22 protein-coding genes and 5 tRNA genes are annotated in these 21,228 nt (G+C 42.5%); 9 read left to right on the plus strand and 18 right to left on the minus strand.

What is annotated here, in order from left to right; all coding sequences use genetic code 11:
- Window positions 1-93: 93 nt before the first annotated feature.
- From C2M32_RS13350 to C2M32_RS13370, 5 genes are all read right to left on the minus strand, one after another.
- Window positions 94-170, minus strand: a tRNA-Pro gene (locus tag C2M32_RS13350).
- Between the two features lie 27 nt (window positions 171-197).
- Window positions 198-274, minus strand: a tRNA-Pro gene (locus tag C2M32_RS13355).
- A gap of 14 nt (window positions 275-288) precedes the next feature.
- Window positions 289-364 (minus strand) — tRNA-His (locus C2M32_RS13360).
- Window positions 365-389: 25 nt separating this feature from the next.
- Window positions 390-466, minus strand: a tRNA-Arg gene (locus C2M32_RS13365).
- A 37-nt stretch (window positions 467-503) separates the two neighbouring features.
- Window positions 504-580: transfer RNA gene (locus C2M32_RS13370), tRNA-Pro, on the minus strand.
- Window positions 581-926: 346 nt separating this feature from the next.
- On the opposite strand from C2M32_RS13370, the gene folD reads away from it, so the two are divergent.
- Window positions 927-1,781 carry a bifunctional methylenetetrahydrofolate dehydrogenase/methenyltetrahydrofolate cyclohydrolase FolD gene (gene folD / locus C2M32_RS13380; protein WP_105168852.1) on the plus strand — a complete coding sequence of 285 codons (855 nt, stop codon included), beginning with the start codon at window positions 927-929 and terminating at the stop codon, window positions 1,779-1,781.
- A gap of 155 nt (window positions 1,782-1,936) precedes the next feature.
- Here folD and C2M32_RS13385 read toward each other — a convergent pair whose 3' ends face one another.
- The 4 genes from C2M32_RS13385 to prmB form a co-directional block, all read right to left on the minus strand.
- A complete protein-coding gene (locus C2M32_RS13385) occupies window positions 1,937-2,932 on the minus strand; it encodes a phytanoyl-CoA dioxygenase family protein (protein WP_105168853.1) in 996 nt (331 codons plus the stop codon).
- A gap of 115 nt (window positions 2,933-3,047) precedes the next feature.
- On the minus strand, window positions 3,048-3,920 hold the full coding sequence (locus tag C2M32_RS13390; RefSeq protein WP_105168854.1) for an MBL fold metallo-hydrolase: 873 nt from the start codon (window positions 3,918-3,920) through the stop codon (window positions 3,048-3,050).
- Window positions 3,921-4,114: 194 nt separating this feature from the next.
- On the minus strand, window positions 4,115-5,215 hold the full coding sequence (gene aroC, locus C2M32_RS13395) for a chorismate synthase (RefSeq protein WP_105168855.1): 1,101 nt from the start codon (window positions 5,213-5,215) through the stop codon (window positions 4,115-4,117).
- Window positions 5,216-5,276: 61 nt separating this feature from the next.
- Window positions 5,277-6,212: a 50S ribosomal protein L3 N(5)-glutamine methyltransferase gene (gene prmB, locus C2M32_RS13400; RefSeq protein ID WP_105168856.1), complete on the minus strand. Its 936-nt coding sequence runs from the start codon at window positions 6,210-6,212 to the stop codon at window positions 5,277-5,279.
- An 89-nt stretch (window positions 6,213-6,301) separates the two neighbouring features.
- On the opposite strand from prmB, the gene smrB reads away from it, so the two are divergent.
- From smrB to C2M32_RS13415, 3 genes are all read left to right on the plus strand, one after another.
- Entirely contained in the window at window positions 6,302-6,859 is a 558-nt protein-coding gene (gene smrB / locus C2M32_RS13405) for an endonuclease SmrB (protein WP_105168857.1), read from the plus strand.
- Window positions 6,860-6,955: 96 nt separating this feature from the next.
- Window positions 6,956-7,759, plus strand: a complete 804-nt coding sequence (locus C2M32_RS13410; protein ID WP_105168858.1) for a response regulator — start codon at window positions 6,956-6,958, stop codon at window positions 7,757-7,759.
- Window positions 7,760-7,926: 167 nt separating this feature from the next.
- A complete protein-coding gene (locus tag C2M32_RS13415) occupies window positions 7,927-8,193 on the plus strand; it encodes a hypothetical protein (protein WP_105168859.1) in 267 nt (88 codons plus the stop codon).
- Window positions 8,194-8,393: 200 nt separating this feature from the next.
- Here the strand turns inward: C2M32_RS13415 and C2M32_RS13420 are convergent, their stop codons facing one another.
- Entirely contained in the window at window positions 8,394-8,999 is a 606-nt protein-coding gene (locus C2M32_RS13420; RefSeq protein ID WP_105168860.1) for a peroxiredoxin C, read from the minus strand.
- A 251-nt stretch (window positions 9,000-9,250) separates the two neighbouring features.
- Window positions 9,251-9,964, minus strand: a complete 714-nt coding sequence (fadR, locus tag C2M32_RS13425) for a fatty acid metabolism transcriptional regulator FadR (RefSeq protein ID WP_105168861.1) — start codon at window positions 9,962-9,964, stop codon at window positions 9,251-9,253.
- Window positions 9,965-10,142: 178 nt separating this feature from the next.
- On the opposite strand from fadR, the gene dsbB reads away from it, so the two are divergent.
- Window positions 10,143-10,658, plus strand: a complete 516-nt coding sequence (gene dsbB, locus C2M32_RS13430; RefSeq protein WP_105168862.1) for a disulfide bond formation protein DsbB — start codon at window positions 10,143-10,145, stop codon at window positions 10,656-10,658.
- Entirely contained in the window at window positions 10,655-10,957 is a 303-nt protein-coding gene (locus C2M32_RS13435) for a hypothetical protein (RefSeq protein ID WP_105168863.1), read from the plus strand. Before dsbB ends, C2M32_RS13435 begins: the two co-directional genes overlap by 4 nt.
- Window positions 10,958-10,986: 29 nt before the next feature.
- Here the strand turns inward: C2M32_RS13435 and C2M32_RS13440 are convergent, their stop codons facing one another.
- On the minus strand, window positions 10,987-11,295 hold the full coding sequence (locus C2M32_RS13440) for a ComEA family DNA-binding protein (RefSeq protein ID WP_234401295.1): 309 nt from the start codon (window positions 11,293-11,295) through the stop codon (window positions 10,987-10,989).
- A 263-nt stretch (window positions 11,296-11,558) separates the two neighbouring features.
- Between C2M32_RS13440 and C2M32_RS13445 the strand changes: the two genes are divergently transcribed.
- Window positions 11,559-11,861, plus strand: a complete 303-nt coding sequence (locus C2M32_RS13445) for a YebG family protein (protein ID WP_105168864.1) — start codon at window positions 11,559-11,561, stop codon at window positions 11,859-11,861.
- Window positions 11,862-11,928: 67 nt separating this feature from the next.
- Here C2M32_RS13445 and C2M32_RS13450 read toward each other — a convergent pair whose 3' ends face one another.
- From C2M32_RS13450 to C2M32_RS13465, 4 genes are all read right to left on the minus strand, one after another.
- Window positions 11,929-13,119: an amino acid aminotransferase gene (locus C2M32_RS13450; RefSeq protein ID WP_105168865.1), complete on the minus strand. Its 1,191-nt coding sequence runs from the start codon at window positions 13,117-13,119 to the stop codon at window positions 11,929-11,931.
- 126 nt (window positions 13,120-13,245) lie between these two features.
- Window positions 13,246-13,911 (minus strand): GAF domain-containing protein, encoded by a 666-nt coding sequence (locus C2M32_RS13455; RefSeq protein WP_105168866.1) that lies wholly within the window; start codon window positions 13,909-13,911, stop codon window positions 13,246-13,248.
- 65 nt (window positions 13,912-13,976) lie between these two features.
- On the minus strand, window positions 13,977-15,623 hold the full coding sequence (locus C2M32_RS13460; protein WP_105168867.1) for a fused response regulator/phosphatase: 1,647 nt from the start codon (window positions 15,621-15,623) through the stop codon (window positions 13,977-13,979).
- 27 nt (window positions 15,624-15,650) lie between these two features.
- Window positions 15,651-15,956 (minus strand): STAS domain-containing protein, encoded by a 306-nt coding sequence (locus C2M32_RS13465; RefSeq protein ID WP_105168868.1) that lies wholly within the window; start codon window positions 15,954-15,956, stop codon window positions 15,651-15,653.
- Between the two features lie 204 nt (window positions 15,957-16,160).
- On the opposite strand from C2M32_RS13465, the gene C2M32_RS13470 reads away from it, so the two are divergent.
- Window positions 16,161-16,490 carry a stress response translation initiation inhibitor YciH gene (locus C2M32_RS13470; protein WP_105169305.1) on the plus strand — a complete coding sequence of 110 codons (330 nt, stop codon included), beginning with the start codon at window positions 16,161-16,163 and terminating at the stop codon, window positions 16,488-16,490.
- 246 nt (window positions 16,491-16,736) lie between these two features.
- Here C2M32_RS13470 and C2M32_RS13475 read toward each other — a convergent pair whose 3' ends face one another.
- Together C2M32_RS13475 and C2M32_RS13480 are read right to left on the minus strand one after the other, a co-directional pair.
- Window positions 16,737-17,600, minus strand: a complete 864-nt coding sequence (locus C2M32_RS13475; protein WP_105168869.1) for a LysR family transcriptional regulator — start codon at window positions 17,598-17,600, stop codon at window positions 16,737-16,739.
- Window positions 17,601-17,630: 30 nt separating this feature from the next.
- Window positions 17,631-18,095: a hypothetical protein gene (locus tag C2M32_RS13480; protein WP_105168870.1), complete on the minus strand. Its 465-nt coding sequence runs from the start codon at window positions 18,093-18,095 to the stop codon at window positions 17,631-17,633.
- Between the two features lie 327 nt (window positions 18,096-18,422).
- Here C2M32_RS13480 and C2M32_RS13485 point away from each other — a divergent pair, with 327 nt between their 5' ends.
- A complete protein-coding gene (locus C2M32_RS13485) occupies window positions 18,423-21,203 on the plus strand; it encodes a DUF5666 domain-containing protein (protein ID WP_105168871.1) in 2,781 nt (926 codons plus the stop codon).
- Window positions 21,204-21,228: the final 25 nt, after the last annotated feature.

A 21,228-nucleotide genomic window follows, 5' to 3' on the forward strand; every position in this document is an offset into this window, starting at 1 on the left:
AGCAATCAGGATAAATTTATGAAGATTTAAGGCTTGAATGGTTAAAACTTGGTTAATTAATTAGTAGATAGGATTACTTAAAACAGGACAAAATGGTCGGCGATGCAGGATTTGAACCTGCGACCCCTTGGACCCAAACCAAGTGCGCTACCAAACTGCGCTAATCGCCGATGTAGATAAATGTATCTTTGAAGAAGTGGTCGGCGATGCAGGATTTGAACCTGCGACCCCTTGGACCCAAACCAAGTGCGCTACCAAACTGCGCTAATCGCCGACGAAGTATGTAGATGGGGCGACTGATGGGACTTGAACCCACGACAACCGGAATCACAATCCAGGGCTCTACCAACTGAGCTACAGCCGCCACTACATAGGGACTAAAATAAGAATGGCGCACCCTGAAGGATTCGAACCTTCGACCGACGCCTTAGAAGGGCGTTGCTCTATCCAGCTGAGCTAAGGGCGCATACGAACATCTTCATGTTACTATTCTTACTTTAAAGTGGTCGGCGATGCAGGATTTGAACCTGCGACCCCTTGGACCCAAACCAAGTGCGCTACCAAACTGCGCTAATCGCCGATACCATTTTGTTGTTTTCGAGTGACCTCGTTGACAACGGGGTGCATAATAGTGATTTGGCCGAACTAGGTCAAACACTTTTTCAAAAAATCGTTTCAACTGACTACTTTTACTACAAAATGTTCAAAAAGCAGATCAGTTTGCTGAAAATTAAACAATTTTGGACTCAAAATGAAAGCAACGCATATATATTAACAGCTAAAACGGTATATCAGCTTGGCGCTTGCGCTGTTTTCTGAGAAAATAGCGCCATAACGCCATTTTCTTTATTGTGAAAGTGGCAATATGAGCGCAACCCCTATACGCTCACTATCGTTCAAGTTTTTAATCCCAAGAAAGGTCACCCATGACGGCAAACATCATAGATGGTAAGGCAATCGCCAAACAAGTACGCACAACAGTAACCAAACGTGTTGCCGAGCGCGTTGAACAGGGACTTCGCGTCCCTGGACTAGCAGTTGTATTGGTAGGACAAGATCCTGCCAGTCAGGTTTATGTTGGTTCAAAACGCAAAGCATGTGAAGAAGTTGGGTTTATTTCAAAATCTTTCGACCTCCCAGGGGATGCAAGTGAACAACAATTACTAGAGCTAGTTGATACTTTAAATAACGACCCTGAAGTGGATGGTATTTTAGTTCAATTACCTCTGCCTCAAGGCCTAGATGCTGAAAAAATACTTGAGCGTATTCATCCACATAAAGATGTAGATGGTTTCCACCCATATAACATTGGACGCTTAGCGCAAAGAATGCCAGCCCTTAGACCTTGCACGCCAAAAGGTATCATGACGTTACTAGATTCAACCGGCGTACGCTACAAAGGTATGCACGCTGTCGTCGTGGGGGCTTCAAATATTGTCGGTCGCCCGATGTCTTTAGAGCTTTTGCTAGCAGGCTGTACAACCACTGTGTGCCACAAGTTTACCCAAGATTTAGAAGCTCACGTTAGAAGAGCCGATCTATTGGTTGTAGCAGTCGGTAAGCCCGAGTTTATCCCTGGTGATTGGGTTAAGGAGGGTGCGATTGTCATTGATGTAGGTATTAACCGTTTAGATTCTGGCAAGTTGGTTGGCGATGTGCAATACAATGTTGCTGAGCAAAACGCCAGCTTTATTACTCCCGTACCAGGAGGTGTGGGCCCGATGACAGTGGCTAGCTTGATTGAAAATACTTTAGAAGCTTGTGAAAAATATCATAGCTAAACTTACTTCCTAATTTTACAAAACAAAAAAGCCACACACTGTTGTGGCTTTTTGCTATCTATAACGACCCATGCACACCTTCAATAAGTATAACTTGACGGGAAACTCAGTACTTTTCCTAAGAGCTTGTCCTTCAGCCGGTTTTTGTTGGTGATTCAGCTAATTTGTGGGAACGGATACATGTTTATATATTGAACAATTCGAGGCTGTTCGGTGAGGTTCGCTCGACTACCATGTGGCAAAAAGTGATGCCAAATCACCATATCTCCAGCATTTGCGCCAATCGCTCTGGAACCAAATTGATGAAAGTCAGTTTGATGCTGATTGTTTGCATATTGCCCAATCAGATCGGGCGACTTGAGGTGAAAGCCCGGCACAACAGTTAATGCTCCCTGCTCAGGTGCCGTATCAGTCAAATATACGATGCCTTGAGTGCCAAATTTTAATGGTTTAGCAAAGTTAAGATCCCAGTGCAAATCGGGCCCTGAAAATGGGTGTTCTTGAGTGTGTGGAGGATTAAAGCCACATCTATCGACTGAAACGACTAAATCTTCTGTTTCCCATAGCTGACTGTAGGCTTTATGAATTCGTTTGACATTGCGTGCTTGTGTTAGCGCTGGATGTTGAATTAAATCAACCATAATGCCATTACGCATCTTTAGACCATACCACTGTGATGGGTCGTTGATATCAATATCTAAAAAATCAGCAATCGCCTTGATTACTTTGCTGCACAGTTCAAGGTCAAGTGCCTGTCTCAAGATCACATAACCATCCTCATGCCACTGCTGTATATCTTCGTCAGTTAAAACATTAGGCATAGCAGCTATCTCGTCAAATTTCTGCTGCACCCATGTCGGCTGAGCTAAGTCATTTAGATAAGCATTAGCACGCGCGAGGCCCTGCCCACTAATGCCGCTTAACTGCTCAACATGATTTAAAAACCCATCAAATGATGAAGCATGCTCGAATACAGCAGTAATACCCTGATGTTGACTCACTCCCAGCAAATCAAATATCGCGCGATCGACTTCGCTGTCCAACACACTTTCTGAGCCAGCGCAGTTAAGCAATTGAGTTCGTCGCCACCATATACTTTCTAATGACGAAAAGTTGCTGCGCTGCTGTAAAGAGTTTATTACTTGTGTCATTACTATTCCTTCATATGCGTGGAGATCATCACAACGCCATCTATTATGTGTTCCTACAGCAATGATTTACAGCATTAAAAACAAGGCTGTACTGGATCCGCTGAGTAACTCGCCATTATTCTTGACTGTTTGCTGATGATGTCAAACTGCGATAAAACAATCTCGTAACTCGTTCTTGGGGAAGCCAATTGGAATAACTGAGCTTTAACTCTGCCAGCGGCTGCGCAGCTACGACCGCATCTAGAGTTGTGTGTTTTTCTATTGCCACAAGCATAATTTTTTTTGCTTGCTCAAGAAGCATTTTATATTCCAGCAAACCGCTTTTATTAGTTACTGGACCGTGACCTGGGATCACTTTCGTCTTATCATCAATACGCTCTAGGATACTCGAAACCGCAGCAATCACACCATCTAACGAACCACCACTATCTACATCCACAAATGGCAAGCTGCTTAGATTGAAAAAGATATCGCCCGTGTGTACCACATTAGCCTGCTCATAAAAGATCACAACATCGCCATCTGTATGGGCATTCGCGTAGTGCCAAATACTGGCATGCTCCCCATTAAAGTGCAGTGTCATATCTTTACTAAAACTGATCACTGGCAAGAATTGTGAACCTTCACCATGTTTGTCTTTTAAACGGCGATAGACATTATGATGTGCAATAACATGACTACCTGCCTTAGCAAAGTTTTCGTTCCCTCCAGTATGATCACCATGGTGATGCGTGTTAATCACAAACTCTGTGGCACCCGGTTGTAACTTACTCACTTGCGCTTTAATGTCATCACTCAATTTTGCAAACTGATCATCAACCAAATAAATACCATCCTTGCCCACGCTGATGGCGATATTCCCCCCCTGACCATAGAGCACATGAAGGTGAGTTGATAATTGTTGCAATTTAAACTCTACTTGCGCGTTTACATAGCTTGTGGCACACAACACGATAGGCAAGAGAAATAATATTAAGATACGTTTCATCATCTAATCCATAACAGTTTTTATTGGTATACGGTGCTTTTCCATCTACTGATTAATAAGGTAGCTGATTTTTAAGTGTTTGGAATAACTTTTCCCAAGTGAGAGAGGATGATTAAACAACATTAGGCTAAATACATCTGAGGTAAGGACTGGTTTTCATTTTGCTAATAATCATGAAAACCAGTGATATAGACTTATTCTTTACTTGCTTTGATAGGACCATGTGCTAATTGCACATCGGGGTTTTGCCCTCGCTGACGTAACAAGTGATCCATCAAGGTAATCGCCATCATTGCTTCCGCGATGGGTATGGCACGAATTCCAACACATGGGTCATGACGTCCTTTGGTGATCATCTCGATTGCTTCATTGGATGTATTAATACTCTTGCCTGGAATAGTAATACTAGATGTTGGCTTAAGCGCAATTGAGGCAACAATATCTTGGCCTGTTGAAATACCCGCTAAAACTCCACCCGCGTGGTTACTGGTAAAGCCTTCTGGTGTCAACTCATCACGGTGTTGTGAACCTTTTTGTTCAACAACCGCAAAGCCATCTCCAATCTCTACACCTTTAACCGCATTAATACTCATCAAAGAGTGGGCAAGTTCCGCATCCAAACGGTCGAAAACAGGTTCACCTAAGCCAACGGGTACATTCTTAGCCACAACCATGACTTTCGCACCAATAGAGTCACCAGACTTTTTCAGCTCGCGCATGTACTCGTCAAGTTCATCCAGCTTGCTTTCGTCAGGAAAGAAGAATGGGTTCTGCTCAACAAGCTGCCAGTCGAATTGTGCAGCTTTGATTGGACCTAATTGAGATAAACACGCGTTAATTTCAATACCATGTACTTGGCGAAGATACTTCTTGGCAATACCACCTGCCGCAACTCTAATCGCAGTTTCTCTGGCGGATGAGCGCCCTCCCCCTCGGTAATCACGGTGACCATATTTATGCCAGTAGGTATAATCTCCATGGCCTGGGCGAAACACATCGGCAATCTTGCTGTAGTCTTGCGAGCGTTGATCTGTATTTTCAATCAGTAAGCCAATACTGGTTCCTGTTGTTTTACCTTCAAATACCCCAGAAAGAATTTTTACTTCATCCCCTTCTCTGCGCTGTGTGGTGTAGCGACTTTGTCCGGGCTTTCGTCTGTCTAAATCAATTTGCAAATCAGCTTCACAAAGCTCTAGCCCCGCCGGAACACCATCAACCACACCACCTAAGGCCGGACCATGACTTTCTCCGAAGGTACTCACTTTAAAAAGTTGACCTATGCTATTACCTGCCATTATTTATCCTCATTCCAAATGACACCCCTAACACACTGAGTTACTTCACAAATAAACCAACTCAATCATTAAAATATGCGATTAATTGCTGCTTTGAAACCGCGAACACCCCAAGACCACCATGTTCAAATTCAACCCATTCAAACGGTGCCCCTGGATACAGTGCTTCCATATGTACCATAGAGTTACCTACTTCGACAAATAACCATCCGTCATCCGTCAAGTGCTCTGCGGCCTGTTGTAAAATCGTACGAGTGACATCCAAGCCATCTTCTCCTGATGCCAATCCAAGCTCAGGTTCATGATGAAACTCATGGGGTAAATCCGCCATATCTTCAGCATCAACATAAGGTGGGTTAGCAACAATTAAGTCGTACTTCTGACCCTCAATGCCACTAAATACATCAGATTGAATTGCAAACACCTGATCTTGTAGCATGTAATCATCAATATTGATATTTGCCACTTCCAGAGCGTCATACGAGATATCCACAGCATCTACTTGTGCTTCAGGAAAAGTCTGGGCTAATGCGATTGCAATACAGCCAGAGCCTGTACACATATCTAAAATGCGCGTCACACTTTGCTCAGCGCTCAACCAAGGAGCAAACTTGTTATTGATTAATTCCGCAAAAGGCGAACGCGGAACTAATACTCTCTCATCAACATAAAAAGGCATTCCCGCAAACCACGCTTGATTGGTCAAATAAGCAACGGGAGTGCGCTCAACAATTCGCGTTTCTATATAACTCAACAACCGAAGTTTCTCAGTACGAGTAAGACGGGAGTTCATTAACTCCGTTGGCGTATCCAAAGGTAGGTTTAAAATAGGTAACACAAGGCTTACCGCTTCATCCCACGCGTTATCTGTACCATGGCCAAAAAACAGCCCCTCACTTGCAAACTGGCTAGTGGTCCAACGCAGCCAATCTCTGATTGTTAGTAAATCACTTACTGTTTCTTGCGTTAACGCTTCTGTTACCTGAAATTCGCTCATGTTTTTATCTCAGTCATCATAATGTAATTGTTGCTATTGTAGCGGTTTTTAAGCTGGGTTTTTATGCTTTTTTTATTTAGAATGTGCCAATGAAAAAAGAACGCCCAAACTCCCACATGATTGATGATGCTGATCTTGATTTATTCCGTCAGTCTATTGCTGGTGCAACCAAGTATAAGCAAGATACAGTGCGCTTTGAAAAGGCCCCCAGCAAGCCCAAACTAAATGAGCTTGCCAGTCAAACAAAGCAGCATCAGTCTGAATTTTATTTTTCCGACGAGTATATCCCCGACATAGATACCCATGGCACGGTCAACTATGTCAGACCAGGGGCTGACAGATACCTTGCTAAGCAGCTACGTCGTGGAGATATTGCCCCAGAGTTGATCCTCGATTTACACGGTTTAAATAAAGATCGCGCTAAAGAAGAGTTGGCTGCGTTAATCCATGCCTGCAAAAAGCAACACTACTACTGTGCCTGTGTCGTACACGGAATTGGTGAGCACATATTAAAACACAAGGTGCCGCAGTATCTTGTTCAACATCCAGATATACTCGCTATGCATCAGGCTCCGCTCGAATACGGCGGCAAAGGTGCTGTTTTAATCTTAGTGGACCTGCCGCAATCGGATGAGTTTAGGCGCTAAGCAGCGCGATACTCTTAATTAACTGGCTCATAAGCGCACCATTGGTTAATATGCCCGATAACGAATATCGATAACGCATACATTAACAGGGTTCATATGAACGAATTACTAAGTGCTGATCTTGCTATCTTGCTTATTGAGCCATCTCCGACGCAACGAAAAATTATTACAAAAGAGCTGCAAGGCGAAGGTATCTTACACATTGATTTTGCCGATTCTATCGCTGATGCAAAAGCCCAATTAGAAAGCAACATTCCGGATCTGATTATTTCTTGCCTTCACCTCCCAGATGGCAGCGCGGTAGATATCCAACATCACATCAACCATGACCTCAGCGAATACTCCATTCCATTTATGCTTATTTCCAGTGAAACGCGAAAAGAGCAACTGGAGATATTTAAACAGTCCGGCGTCATTGCGATTTTACCTAAACCATTTAACAAACAGCATTTAGGTAAAGCCATCAACGCCACATTGGATATTTTATCTCCACAGGAGCTTGAGCTAGACCTTTATGATATTCAGGATTTGCGCGTCCTCATCGTTGATGACTCAAAGTTGGCAAGACAGTACATACACAGAGTATTGACTAACTTGGGAGCAAGCCGGTTCACTGAGGCTGAAGATGGTGCTCAAGCCCTTGAGATATTGCAAACACAAATGTTTGATTTGATAGTGACCGATTACAATATGCCGCAGGTCAATGGTCAGGAGCTTACAGAGTCAATCCGTAATAGTGACAAACATGCCCATATTCCAGTACTTATGGTTACGTCAGAGGCAAACGATGCGCACTTATCCAACATTATGCAATCTGGCGTGAACGCACTTTGTGACAAACCTTTTGAACCTGACACTGTGAAAAAATTGATTTATCAGTTGCTTGAACAAGATAGCTAAAATATAGCTTTTTTAACCATTTAGAGTGGTCAATTTCGCACTCACAGAGTTATTGACCACTAGATGAAAAATTAAAATGAATAAAAATCAGTAAGTTAAAGAAAATTTATAATATGGCACAACCTTTGTAATAGTAATCACGACTAACAATGCAAAGGAGCAATATTATGAAAACTTTATCTAAACTAACTGCTATCGTATTAATAGGTTGTGCGAGTGCAACCAGCTATGCAAACCCCCTACAATCTGATGCCTCCGTTGAACTATCTGAGGTGATCAGCAATGCCATCACCACAAGTATCAATAACAGTATTGAAGAGTTGAAAGCGTCAACGCTTAAAGCTGTAACTCAATCTCTAGACAACGCTTCAGAGCAAGAAGCCACTGTCGTGGTGTCAAAGTCGACTCAAGTAGAACAGGAAAGCTCACTATGAGTTCTGAACTAATGTTAATAAGCTTGCTTTCTCTACCAGTACTAAGCACATTTGTGGCATACATGGGAATAGAGCTACTTCGCTTTGTCGGCCAAAGACTCAGCATGGGGTAACTATATGGTGGTATCAAGAATAAACGAGGCGTGCAGGCAAATAAAAACCCGCCAAGCGGCGGGTTTCTTAAAGCGGAAGATGGCTTATTATAGCGCGCCTTCGTTTTCAGATAGGAACTTAGCAACACCTTCAGGGCTTGCGTCCATACCTGCTTTACCTTCAGTCCAACCTGCTGGACATACTTCACCATGCTCGCTGTGGAACGCAAGTGCGTCAACCATACGAAGCATTTCGTCGATGTTACGACCTAAAGGAAGATCGTTAACTACTTGGTGACGTACATTACCTTCTTCGTCGATTAGGAATGAACCACGGAATGCAACACCAGCTTCTGGATGTTCAACGTCATACGCCTTACAAATCTCGTGTTTTACGTCTGCAACAAGTGCATACTTAACTGGACCAATACCACCTTCGTTTACAGGTGTATTACGCCATGCGTTGTGTGAGAATTGTGAATCGATTGAAACACCGATAACTTCAACGCCACGCTTTTGGAACTCTTCAAAGCGCTTGTCGAATGCGATCAATTCAGAAGGACAAACAAAAGTGAAGTCTAGTGGGTAAAAGAACACAACCGCTTTTTTACCTTTGATGTTTTCATGTAGATTGTAGCTATCTACGATTTCGCCATTACCTAGTACCGCTGCTGCTGTAAAGTCTGGTGCCTGACGGCCAACTAATACACCCATTGTTTTCTCCAAATAGTTAGGTTTTTTGTCCAATTATATTTAGCACATATCCATGCGCTAAAACTGTACTGTCTATATTGAGGCGGTTTTCAAAAAAACAACCTCAAAAAAATTTGGCCCCAGTGTATTCCTCATCACTGTAAAATAACAATCGAATAAAGCGATAACTATCATCAATTTTTTTGATTACGACTTTGCATCGCGTATACAAAAAACGCCTCTTAATTAAGAGGCGCTTTTTGTGAGTCTATTTAGTCCATAATATTGTCTGGCATTTCACCACGGAGTTGCTGCCAGATTTCACCGGTTTTATGACCGTATTTACGCATTAACGAAATTGCACCATCATGGTTTTGTTCCTGAGCAAGTACAGTCAGGTCTTTATAAAACTGTCTTGCCAATTCCCTAGTGCGAGCATCGGAGAAGTAATGGCCACCAATTTTTGAGTACAGACCCTTAAAACCATTAAGTACCAGCACATAGATGCGGTTATTACCCGCAACGGCCAGTTGATGATGAACACGATAGTCATATTCAGCAAACGCTTCAGCGGTATCTTCTAACTCATCACTTTTTGATAGTATTTCAATTACAGATTGAGGATTAAACTTAATAGCGGCGCGAGTATAAATTGCGCTAATATTTGTGCGAGCAGACAATAGTTGATCTGTTAACTCCGGCATCTTGTCTTCATCTAAACGCGCGAGCGTCTCAAGGATGTTTAAACCGGATGTTTCCCAGAAGTTATTTACACGTGTTGGTTTTCCATGTTGGATAGTTAGCCAACCATCTCTGGCTAAACGCTGAAGCACCTCACGCAGTGTGGTTCTAGTGACGCCAATTAATTCAGACAGCTCTCGCTCGGCAGGTAAAATAGAACCCGGTGGAAACTCTCCGTTCCATATAGATTCAACAATATACTCCTCAGCAAACCCTGCTGGACTCTTGGCTTTGAAAATTCTCATTTAGCACCACTTCTTAAAAAATGACCGCACATTATGCAATCCACTGATTGTACCAGATGATTTTCAACTAACAAGCAAAGATAACGATTAGCGGCCAGCTTGTCGCTATACCGAGATTAGTTGCAGCAAAAAGCGTTTATGACTCATAATAACCACAAAATAATACTCAGGAGTAGGTATGAATTGGTTAAGTTCACTGTCTTCATCTAAAAAGGCATGGGCGTTACTGGCTTTGAGTGCTGGATTGTTCGAAGTCACAGCATTGTATTTTCAGTATGTGATGGGCCTAGAGCCGTGCATCATGTGTATTTATCAACGAACTGCCATGCTTGGTTTATTTGCCGCAGGCATCGTAGGCTATTTATCACCAACAAACTGGTTGGTTAAAGGATTGGGCTTCACCATTTGGGGAGTCAGTAGTATTTGGGGTTGGGTGATCGCCCGTGAACATATCAATATGCAAACGACCACAGACCCTTTTGCCTTTACCTGTGACATCGTGCCAAACTTTCCCAGCTTCATGCCATTGCACGAGTGGTTCCCTGCTTTTTTCGCCGCCACTGGAGACTGTGGAAACATTGATTGGTCTTTCTTATCACTCAGTATGCCAGGGTGGATGGAGATCATATTTGCGTTTTATAGTTTAAGCTTCATCGCCATTTTGGCATCAAGTATTTTGGTTCGCACAAAATGATAATCCGCCTTAGTCAGATAAAATCGCTGGAGCGCTACAAGCTACGTGATAAACAACGCATATTAGCTATCGCATTAGATGAAATGCCTGCTACGCGTAAAGTGGCACTGCGTATTACTAAACTTACGGTATTAATACCTTTTTTCATCGCGTTAGCTTACTTTGAAGGGTGGAGCTTATTACCGGTATTATTGTTAGCTGGACTTAGCTACCCTATCCTCACCAGTCCAATTGAAATCATGTTTGCCAAACCATGGTTCAACAAAGCTGTAGACAAGTTTGACTCTGAGCAAACCTAGAAAGGGCCCCATGGGCCCTTAATCATTTTTTAAAAACGAATCTTGCCCTCTAACTTAGCAGCAATACGGCTACCAATACCTTTGACTTGCTGCAATCCATCGAAGTCCACAAATCGACCGTTGGTTTGGCGATAGTCGATAATAGCTTGCGCCTTCTTTTGCCCTACACCAGGCAGCTTTGCCAGTTCATCGACTGAAGCGGAGTTAATATCGACCAAGTGAGTGGTGGGTTCAACGACCTTAACGCTAGCAGATTGATTGAGCTCTTGAGCACCCGCATTATGATTAAGCCCAAAACCCATGATCAGAGTTACGACAAGTATAATTGATTTCATCATAGTAGTTCCTTACTAGTTATATTCCTTAATTTAATCCTTTGTGTATGTAGTCATACTTCTAAACTACTTACTATCAAGGAATATTAAATAAAGGAAATGCACCTTAATTTGTCAAGATACTTACTTATGAAAACCACATAGTCGTTTTAATTTAATAAAGCTGCGTTATGCTGGTGAGGATAGGTAGCAAAGGTGAATAAAACCTTGCATAATGCCCCAGAAAGATTTACTGTATAAAAAAACAGTGTTTAGCAGGAGTGATCATGGCTGTTATTGTTAAGTATGTGGTTGAAAGAAATGGAGTCGAGCGCATGACCTTTACCAGTAAAAAAGAGGCTGATGCATACGACAAAATGTTAGACGTTGCAGAGTCGTTAGAGCAGATGCTGAGCAAAGTTGATGTTCCTCTTAGCGAGCAACAAGTTGAGTCGCTAGCACTTGAGATTGCCAAGCAAAAAGATGAGTTCTTAGCTGTACTCAAAGGCGGCAAACCCGTTGCAACAAAAAAAGCTAAGCCTTCAGCCAAAACGAACACTGAAAACGTAACGCCGCTAAAAGAGGCGTAGTTAGTAAAGGTTACAACTCACAATAAAAAAGCCGCTATCTGCGGCTTTTTTAACATCAGGCTGTCAGTTACTTCAATACATCAGCAACTGCATTAGCAAAATAATCTATATTTGCTTGGCTGATACCGGCGACGTTTACTCGGCTCGACCCAACAATATAGATGCCATATTCTTTTTGTAAGCGATCAATTTGATCTTTGTTGATACCTAAAAATGAGAACATACCATTTTGCTTATCGATGAAAGAAAAATCCTGATCAACGCCCTTGGCCGCTAAGCTATCTTTGATTAAAGTACGCAAGCCGTTAATACGTGAACGCATTTCATCCAATTCGTCGTGCCACATTTGCGTAAGCTCTGAGCTACTTAAAATGATGTTTACAATATCAGCACCATGCGCTGGTGGCATTGAATAAATGCTACGCACAACACTCAACAATACTGAATTTGAGATGTCTGCTGTTGCTGCATCTTTAGAAATCAACGTACACGCACCCACACGTTCACGATACAATCCAAAGTTCTTTGAACATGAAGAACAGATAATAAGCTCATCCACAGTGTCAGCAAGTAAACGTAAGCCATAAGCATCTTGGTCTAAGCTCGCACCAAAACCTTGATATGCAATATCAATTAATGGTGTAAAACCAACCTCTTTTGCAAGCTCCGCAACAACTTTCCACTGCTCTTCATTCAGATCCATACCGCTTGGGTTGTGGCAACATGCGTGAAGTAATACAACATCACCTTTAGGAACTTGCTTTAACGCACTGATCATTTCATCAAAAAGTAGTCCCTTGTTTTCATAGTCGTAGTAAGGATACTCTTTAACCGTCAGGCCAGCAGCCTCAAATAAGCTAATGTGGTTTGCCCATGTTGGTGTAGTAACCCACACCGTCGCATTGGTATTACAACGCTTGATGAACTCCGCCGCTACACGCAACGCACCCGTTCCACCTGGGGTTTGAGCTGTGCGAACTCGATTAGCCAATAATGCGCTGTGCTCACCAAGAAGCAGAGACTCCATTTGCTGACAATACTCTAAGTTACCTGCTAACCCAATGTAAGATTTCGTTTTTTCATTTTCTAGTCGAAATGCTTCCGCCTTTTTAACGGCACGCAGCACAGGTGTATCGCCCTGTTCGTCTTTATAAACCCCAACGCCTAAATCAATTTTGTTTGGGTTTGTATCTTGCTTGTAAGCAGCCATCAATCCTAGGATTGGATCTGTTGGTAGTGGTTTTAATTCACTGAACATGGGTCATCTCTTATTTTACGTTATATCAGCGAGCAATATTTGCACTGCACGGGCGCTAAGCATCGCTGAACACTAGGGTTTAAACTGAGCTCATATTAACATAAATATTGGTCAAAACGAGCCATATCACTCAGGTAGATACTGAGGAATTTTAATACATACAGCAATTAGTAAAGCTAGCACGTTTGGTGTAAAAAAATCTTTGCTAAACGCTTCTGCGTCAATAATACCGATACAGTTGTTTGCATTATCAAACAATGGTAGACAAGCTTCCGCCTGCACTTTTGGATCACAAGTATAATATTCGCCACCATTGCTAACGTATTGCGGCACATCATTGATCACGCGGGCGCGGCCGCTCATGACCACTTGTACATTATTACTTGTTGCTGCAAATTGTTCGTTGATAGGAAACAATGGTCGGCTAGGTGCACCATGGTAAGCCAGCTTCAACAACTGAGCTCCCTGTGGTGTCTGACGAGTTTGATATATGCCAAACCAATCCACATCGGTTTGGCTTTGTACATACGCCACCATCGACTGTAACTTAACCAAAGCTTGTGAAGTTTGCTGATCTTGAGAAAGTAATGATGTGAGCTCAAAAGGCTCGTCTTGAAGATGACCAAACAAACTACACGCACCACCTTCTCCAAGTTCAGGAATGCGATAAGACCACACAGCATCTTGCCAGTTATTCTGATCTTGTAAAAAGTCATCTAATTGAGATAACGCCGATTCTATATCGGCAGGCTCTACACTAAGAGCCGATTGAGTGAGATACGAAGAAACCATCTAGCCATCCAAACATCTAAAAACAGCTCTAGACTAGCATGCAAATAAAGCTTTGCAAATAGAAATTATTGCAAAGAATAAACTATTTTTACTTCATTACCTTGCGTGTTAAATTGAATGTCACAAGACATCTCTTGAAGTAAGCGCAGGCCGCGGCCGTACTCTAATTGAAGGTTGTCATCTTTATTGTCCTTAACTCTAAATCCTCTGCCTGAATCAGCAATCGTAAATATCAAGACGCCATCTTTGGGGACGTATTTAACACTGATACTGACTAACGCATTCTCTAGTTTTGCCAGCGCTTTTTCTCTTATTTGGTAATATTCCAAAAAGCCATCATCTCGATTTTTAATATTAGAGTCTAAGCCAAGTACACCATGGTCAACAGCGTTATTGTATGCCTCCGAAAGCAGTAAAAAAATATTTGATCTATGCTCACTCACTCCCTCGATTTTGCTCAAAACGTCAACCAGTTCTAGTATCGGATCTGTTCCCACAATACATTGTGCGTTGACATGTACAGATAGCTCAAAAGGAATTTTCGAGTACACTATGGGTGCTGTTTTGATTTTTTCGCTCGCTATGCAATTAATAATCGCGATGCTCAAATCGTCTTGCTGTGCGCTATGCTCAGAAAAGCTTTGGGTCAGTTGAATAATTTGCTCAGTGGAAATGTTGTTACAGCTTCGAAGTACTTCTTTGAGACGCTGCTCACCGAACATTTCTCCTTGTCTGTTTTCGGTTTCGATGATGCCATCAGTGGCCATCACCAATCGTTGGTTTGCATTAACTTCTAAGTGAATTGTCGTGCGCTCAAATTCATCATCACTTAGGATCCCGAGCGCCATATGCTGTGACTCTAGTGTTTGTATTACGTTACCTTGCTCGTCAATCAAATAGATATCAGGCAATCCACCCAACCAAGCTGACACACTTCGCCCAGATTCACTTAACTCCACTATGGCCGCCGCACAAAACATGTTGCTTGGTAGTAAAGTATTCAATACTCCATTAAGTTCATAGGCAATATCGTTCACCGCCATTCCTTTACTGACCATTGCATAGAAAATACGTGACGCCGGCAATGCCCCTACTGCCGCTGCCAAACCATGCCCAGTAAAATCCCCAAGTAAACAGTAAAACCCGCCCATAGGACTTTTTGCCATCAAGAACATATCACCGTTAAACATTGAAGCGGGGGAAAGATGATAGTCGCAATGCTGATGATACTTTATGGATTGATCGAGCGCATTACTGAAAATATGCTCTACAATCTCATGCTCTCTTTCTATTTGATTGTAGTGATATTCAAGCTGCTTTTTTTGCTGGTTGGCTTCTTGACTCAACCGACGAGTACGGGCATGGGCTCTGATCTTGGCTGACAATATAACTCTATCGAATGGCTTATGAATAAAGTCATCGCCACCTACAGCCAGACATTTTTCAAAGCTATCATGGTCTTCAAGTGTGGTAATAAAGATAACGGGTAGATACACATCCCCAGCCAACTCTTTTATTTTAGGAGCAGCCTCAAAGCCATCCATTACGGGCATAATGACATCAAGCAACACCACATCAATGTCATATTGCTGCATCAGCTCAATTGCTTGCGCCCCGTCATTAGCAACAACAACGTCATATTCTTGTTGCTCTAACATTGCTTTTAGCAAAATACAGTTTAACGGCTGATCATCGACAACCAATACGCGCACTTTAACGGCTCCTGATGAAAGGCTTTATCAATCGATATCAAACTTTTTATCAAATCTTGATATTTGTAATATTTTCTTTAGCTGAGGTCGGCAGTTGGTAATTTGAATGGTCTCAATTGTGTCTGCGAGCGTTTTTTTCATGTTTAGCAGCATACCTAATGCGGAGCTATCCATGTAATCTGTTTCTCTCAAATCAACGACTACTTTTTCGGTCCGTTCTCCAACATCGGCATAGGCTTGACGAAAAGACTGTACTAGGTTGAAATCAAACTTCCCTCTAATTTGTATTGTTAAAATCTTGCCGTCTGCTGAAGAATTCTTGCTCAAACTCATGTTAAGCTCCTAATATATTTCGAAATTGTTATCCAGTACACTGACTTAAATATAAACGCTTTATTCAGTTTAGCCACAAATAAGCTACTGCGAAAAAATTCAGCTTATTTTTTTACTCTTTGCTTCATCATCGTAAACATTACTGCTAAGAAATAGATTAATGATATGATCACCACACTGATCTTTTTTAGCGGTGAGAGAAAAATGTCTGATAGTCGTTTAGTTTATTCAACAGAAACGGGCCGAATTGATACGAAAGAACCAAAAAAGGAAATTGAGTCAAAAGTATTCAAAGATGGATTCGTGAGAATTGAGAGACAAACAAAGGGAAGAAAAGGCAAAGGGGTCATGCTGGTTGTAGGCATTGATGCACAACAACATGATTTGAAAAAGCTAGCAAAAACATTAAAAAGTAAAATGGGGCAAGGCGGCGCGTTGAAGGATGGCATCATCGAAATTCAAGGTGACGATAGAGAGAAACTTAAACAAATACTCGAAACCCTCAAATTCAAAGTAAAAATTGCGGGTGGCTAACTCGACACCTTTGCCATGTATCAGAGGGATTCATGTTGAGTGCCTCTGACTAAGGTGTAAAAGCGTGCGTTCTTAAACACATCCCTTAAAATATTTGCTCACTTTAAGAGTGACATTTTAATGCTCATTATCAGTTACTTTCGTTCAGCCAACTGACGTGTATTAAAACAACGAGGCACTCAGTGATGAGCCGCACTTGTTGTGACATGTAATCATCTTAAACATCGCATTGCCGTTGTCTCTTCTTTAACTTTTCCGATTAATTACGCTTTGCTTACCTCTCATTGTAGTTAGCAAAAAGTGGATGAGCTTTTTAACGTTAGGTAATGATTGCTTGTTTGGATGAGTAAGCACCCACAAATCAGCAAATGAGGTTGAACAAGGCGCAAACTCAACTAACTGAGGAAAGTGTTGTGCAATATAATGCGCCCCTCTGATCATGCCCAGCCCATTTGCAGCAGCTTGGTGGCGCAACACTAAATCTCCAACCGTTAATTTAATTGAAGCATTCGGGAATGGCGTTTCGGCCAACCATGGCGGACGAGCTTGGCTGCTTGCCACTATCCAAGCGATGTCTTGGTCATCACGCTGTGTCAGGTAATCCTTGTGCATAAAGTATCCTAATGAAATTGGACACAAGCGATGGCCAACTAAATAGTCATCAAGTTGCTCAGCAGCACGGATCACAACATCCGCTTCGCTGTTATCTAAATCACTCAGCGCATACGTTGCATTGATATTAAGTTGGATCTCTGGATATTGCTGTTGAAACTCAGCCAATGCATCCATTAAAACAAACTGTAAAATCGCTGGAGGTAAGGAAAGATTAACCTGCTGCGTCGCTTGCTTAATGGTGTTTTCAATCTCTGGGAGTTGCTTGTGCAACTGAGTTTGCATCGCTTCGGCGGTACACAGCAACTGTTTACCGAGTTCACTGAAAGCCAATTTGTTTTGAGTTGTCGTACAAACAGAAGTGGAATAACGTCGATTTAAGCTATTTAGTCTACGTGCGACGGTTGTATGGTTTACCCCCAACAACTTAGCTGCCCCACGCAGGGTTTGAGCGCGCTGCAATGCGAGCAGTAATTGAAAGTCATCCCAGTTTTGCATACATCACAGCGTTATTCGTTTTCATGCCTATTAAATTAAAGTGTTTTTTGCATTGTGTATAGCAAATGCCGAAATTTGCCATTGTCCATCAATTAAATAGACATAATAACTGGCGCCAACTTTGTTATACAGGGCCCCCGTTTTGGTGTATCGCTCAGCAATATTGCTAACTAGTGCAATGTTGTCATCCAGTTGGTGGATAAACACCTTTGCCCATTTGACGTGGCTCACCCCTTGTGCCTTCAAATTTGATAAGAAAACTTGTACCTGTTCGTCCATTTGCATGTGCGTAATAACACTGGGTTTTGAGTTTGATGACATCAACATGATTGTGTCGGCATATAACTTTGGTGTTTGTGGCAATACACCATGCTGTAAATAGTGATTATATTTCGTCATATAACTATCAAACAGTGCGCTAATTTTAGCTTCACTGGATTGAGCCAAGACGTTGCTGCTTACTAACAACAGCATCATTAAGATACCTATTCTCATGGTTACTTTCTCCTTAATTGTTTTCACTATCCTAGCAATTACAGTCACTTGGGTCGTGGATTAAAATATTCACCTACTGTTGCGTTTTAGCACCAGTTAAAACTCAGCATAGTTAATTGCATCAACGTCATCTCATGGTCATGGCTGCACCAAAAACCCATACCTTTTACCCATATAAAACACAAACGGCAATTCTTTTGTATAAGTCAATAAAACTCGTTAGACTGTGTTAGCAAAATTAACACTTCACCTTGAATTACGCTGAGTGACTGTTTGGCACTTTCTCAGCGAGTGAGTTATTTTATGTTTAAAATCCGGAGCTGTTATATGAGACGCTTAAATACTTATTTTTACGGCGCATGTCTGATTTTCCTATCAGGCTGTGGAGGCGGCGGTGGCGATCAAAGCACCACACCGACCACACCAACCCCCACAGATCCTCCAGCACAAACGGTTGATACTGGCACACTTAAAGTCAGTATCGCAGGCCTCCCACAAGGGGTCAGTGCCGATGTTACTATCACGGGACCAGACGGTTACAGTAGCGACTTAAATCAATCTAAAACCATTGCAGATTTAACCGTCGGCAGCTATACAGTGACGGTAAACGCAGTCAGTGCAAATTCACTCAGTTATAACGTTTTACCCGCCGAATACACCGTGAACGTTTCCAAAAACACAACAAACAATATTGAACTGATTTATCAGTCCCCAGTTATTAGCCAAGGTATCGTCAGTAATTTTGGTAGTATCTATGTCAATGGGGTACGTTACGATACATCTGGCACAGACTTTAAAGATGAAGACGGCGAGCCAAGCAGTGAAGATGACTTTGAAGTCGGTATGCTCGTGACCGTAGTTGGTCGCTCAGACGCAGACGGTGAACACGCTCAAGCGGAAGAAGTCTATTTTGAGCTTAAAGCCAAAGGGCCTGCCGAAGCTATTTCACTGACAGACTCCACTTTGCAAGTGCTTGGTTTTGTTTTCCTCATAGACGAGTCTACTGAGTTTGAAAATACCACACTTGAAACCTTACAAGTAGATGACTTTGTAAAAGTCAGTGCCATTCAAAATGATCAGCAACAACTAGTCGCCACGCATATTGAACTAGACAATGTGGACACCACACTCAAAGTCGCAGGGGTTGTCTCTTTGCTAGATGAGCAAAGTAGTACGTTCTCACTCGACAACTTAGTGATTGATTACAGTGCAGCTGAGATTGAAGGAGTACTTGCCAATGACGAGCACGTGGTGGTTTATAGTGAAACCACTGCAAATGACGGAGTTTTGCTGGCATCACAGGTAAAAGTGATAGAGCGCGAAAGTGAAGATGACAGCCAAGAACAAAGCATTCAGTACGCGTTAGACGGTGTGATAAGCGCAGTCATTGATGACAGTAGCTTCACACTAGGCGATAAATCCGTTAGCTGGTCGTCTGATACAGAGTTTTTTGGTGGTGAGGCCAGTGAACTTGAGGTAGGCGTGCGTGTTAAAGTACACGGAACACTGACTGGCGACCAACTGAGCGCAAGAAAAATCCGCCTCGACAAGCAAGGTGTCATTAAGTTAGAAGGTGCCATTGAAGAGGTCAATATCGATACTCGTCAAGTGCTGGTGCTCAATACGCTATTTACACTGGACGACCACAGTAAACTAAAAGACAAATCTAGCCAGAAAGTACGCCGCATGGTGATGACTGATCTAGTATCTGGAGATATTGTTGCGATTAAGGCATTTGCCTCATCTGATGGTGAATCTTTATTGGTGAAACAATTAACCAGAGAAGCCGTATCTGATGAAGCACCAGAGGGCAACGTGGAGATTGAAGGACTCGTCAGTAGCGTTGCAGAGCCTACGCTCACAGTTCAGGATGTCAATATTACCACCAGCGCGGTAACACAGTTTGAAGTTGATGGCGAAGCCCTAGACACCGAAGGTTTCTTTGCTGCGATACAAGCCGGACACTTTGTTGCGGTTAATGCTCAAGCAACGTCTGAAGGTGAGGTATTAGCTTTAGAGATAGAAGCAAAAACCAGTGCTGACGGTGAAACACCTGAATATGTAAAACTATCTGGTGTTGTACATGATTTTGTTTCTGCCGAAGACTTTAAGGTTAACGGTCGCGCCATCACGACCAACGAATTCACCCATTTTGAAGACGGTACACCAGCATCGCTTGAAGATGGTGTGATGGTTAAGATAAAAGGCGAAGAGCATTCTGATGGCAGTATTTTGGCAACAAAAATCGAATTTAAGTCAGAGGATGATGTAGACGAAGTAGAAGTGAAAGGTGTCATCACGGCCTTTACCTCCATCACCGACTTCACCGTCATCGACCAACCTGTGACAACCGATGAGCACACCATCTTTAAAGGCGGAGACAGCGATAGCTTAGCAGTTGATGTGGAAGTTGAAGTAGAAGGTGTGCTCAACTCAGACGGAGTATTGGTTGCACATAAAGTTGATATTGACGCAGATCAGGATGAAACCGAGGTTTCTGGTGAAATAAGCAACTTTATATCGGCGCAAGAGTTTACTGTCAATGAACAGGCCGTCACCACAACCGATGAAACCACCTTCAAAAATGGTAATGCAAGTAGATTGGCCGATGGCGTCACCGTAGAAATTGAGGGCACACTAAATCAAGATAACGTGCTAGTGGCCTCAAAAGTCGCCTTTGAAAAGCTTGAAAAAGTGAAGCTCACTGGTGAAGTGACCGCCCTTTCTGAACAGGCTTTCACCATCGCTGACATAACCATTGAGTATTCACAGCAAACGCAGTTTGAACATGGTGATGCGTCTGACTTGGCTATCGGTATCACGCTTAAAGTTGAAGGTCGTAAACACAGTGAGACGCTGATCAGTGCCGAAGAAATAGAGTTCGTTGACAATGAACAAGACGAACATATTGAAGTGAGCGGTAAAATCAACAAGTTTACCTCAGCGACAGAGTTCTCGATTGGCGCACGCAAAATCACCACGGATGCGGACACGCAATACATTGGCGGAGAAGCGAACGACCTGACACGAGGCATTAAAATTCACGTTAAAGGTATTTTGCAGGACAACAACATCGTGCTTGCACAACAAATCGAGTTTGACGACTAACTGTCACTCATCAGCCATCCAAGAA

Origin of the sequence: Pseudoalteromonas sp. T1lg23B (assembly GCF_002964665.1) — a bacterium.
Lineage (GTDB): Bacteria > Pseudomonadota > Gammaproteobacteria > Enterobacterales > Alteromonadaceae > Pseudoalteromonas.